We start from the raw sequence: 1,535 nt of genomic DNA on the forward strand, positions 1-1,535 counted from the left end.
GGGTCTGGAGTTGTCGAGCGAATGGCGCACGGGACCGGTCACATGGACATCGGCCTACACCTGGATGCAGGCCAAATACCAAGATGCATTCATGACCTGTACCTCGCCAGGGTGCCCCACCATTAATAACCCGCAGGTGCAAGTGCCCGCAGGCAACCAAATCCCCGGCCTGCCAAAGCAGCAGCTGTTTGCTCAAGTGGCCTGGGACACGGGCTGGGCGGGCAGCCGCGTGACGCTAGAGGCTCGGCATGTGGGCCGTGTGATGGTCAATGACCTGAACGACGATGCGGCTGCGGCGCACACCTTGTTAAACCTGGGTGTGCAGTTCAAGCAAGACCGCGGTGACTGGACGCTCAAGGAGTTCGTACGGGTTGACAATTTGACCGATCGAAAGCACGCCGGCTCGGTGATCGTGAACGGTGGCAACGAACGATTCTTTGAGCCAGGGGCAGGGCGCAAGCTGCTGCTGGGGCTGGAGGCGCAAAGAAGGTTCTGAAGGTGGTTTTTTGAGCTCGGTTTTGCTGGCGGTGTTACCCCCAGCTTGACCGCGCTGTCAGCCAAGCCCCTGTTCAGCACCGTTAAGATCATTCTTTTTTGAGTTTCTCACTTTCAAGGAATGAAGAACATGAGCATCCAGACCGTAGGCATCATTGGTGCAGGCACCATGGGCAATGGCATTGCACAGGCGTGTGCCGTCTCCGGCATTCGCGTGGTGATGGTCGATATTTCTGAGGCCGCTGTGGCCAAAGGCATCGCCAACGTCTCCAGCAGTCTGGACCGCTTGGTCAAGAAAGAGAAAATCAGCGAAGACGACAAGGCCGCTGCCTTGGCCCGCATTCAGGGCAGTGCCAGTTATGAAGACCTCAAGGGTGCTCAGCTGGTCATCGAGGCCGCCACTGAAAACCACGAACTCAAGGTCAAAATCCTCAAGCAATTGGACGGCCTTTTGGCCCCCAACGTGATCATCGCGTCCAACACTTCGTCGATCTCGATCACGCAGCTGGCCGCCGCCACACAGCGCGCTGACCGTTTCATTGGCATGCACTTCTTCAACCCCGTGCCCATGATGGCGCTGGTCGAGATCATCCGTGGCCTGCAGACCAGCGACGCCACGCACGACGCGGTGCACGACATGGCGCTGGCCTTGGGCAAGACCCCGATCACCGTCAAGAACGCCCCCGGCTTTGTGGTCAACCGTATCCTGGTGCCCATGATCAACGAGGCTTTCTTTGTGCTGGGCGAAGGCCTTGCCGAAGCCGAAGCCATCGACGCAGGCATGAAGCTGGGTTGCAACCAACCCATTGGCCCGCTGGCGCTGGCCGACATGATTGGTCTCGATGTGTGCCTGGCCGTGATGGAGGTTTACCTCAAGGAATTCGGTGACAGCAAATACCGCCCCAGCCCCTTGCTCAAAGAAATGGTGGCCGCAGGCCGTCTGGGCCGCAAGACCGGGCAGGGCGTTTACAAGTACTGAGCGTCAGCGGATGAATCGGGCCTGGCCAAGCCAGACCCGAGACTGTCACGTTCGTGAACAC

At 59.0% G+C, this 1,535-nt stretch carries 2 protein-coding genes; both read left to right on the plus strand.

Annotation, left to right across the window (positions count from 1 at the left end; translation table 11 throughout):
- A partial coding sequence (locus Q0341_RS11130) for a TonB-dependent receptor (RefSeq protein WP_299513212.1) occupies window positions 1–496 on the plus strand: 496 nt, incomplete at its 5' end.
- Window positions 497–625: 129 nt separating this feature from the next.
- Window positions 626–1,474, plus strand: coding sequence for a 3-hydroxybutyryl-CoA dehydrogenase (locus tag Q0341_RS11135; RefSeq protein WP_299513214.1), 849 nt, complete (start codon window positions 626–628; stop codon window positions 1,472–1,474).
- The last annotated feature ends 61 nt before the right edge of the window (window positions 1,475–1,535 follow it).

The organism is uncultured Limnohabitans sp. (genome assembly GCF_937889215.1).
GTDB lineage: Bacteria > Pseudomonadota > Gammaproteobacteria > Burkholderiales > Burkholderiaceae_C > Limnohabitans_A.

Excerpts from the sequence above, each read along its gene's own strand:
- Q0341_RS11135 (WP_299513214.1), top strand. The coding sequence starts at position 626 with ATGAGCATCCAGACCGTAGGCATCATTGGTGCAGGCACCATGGGCAAT.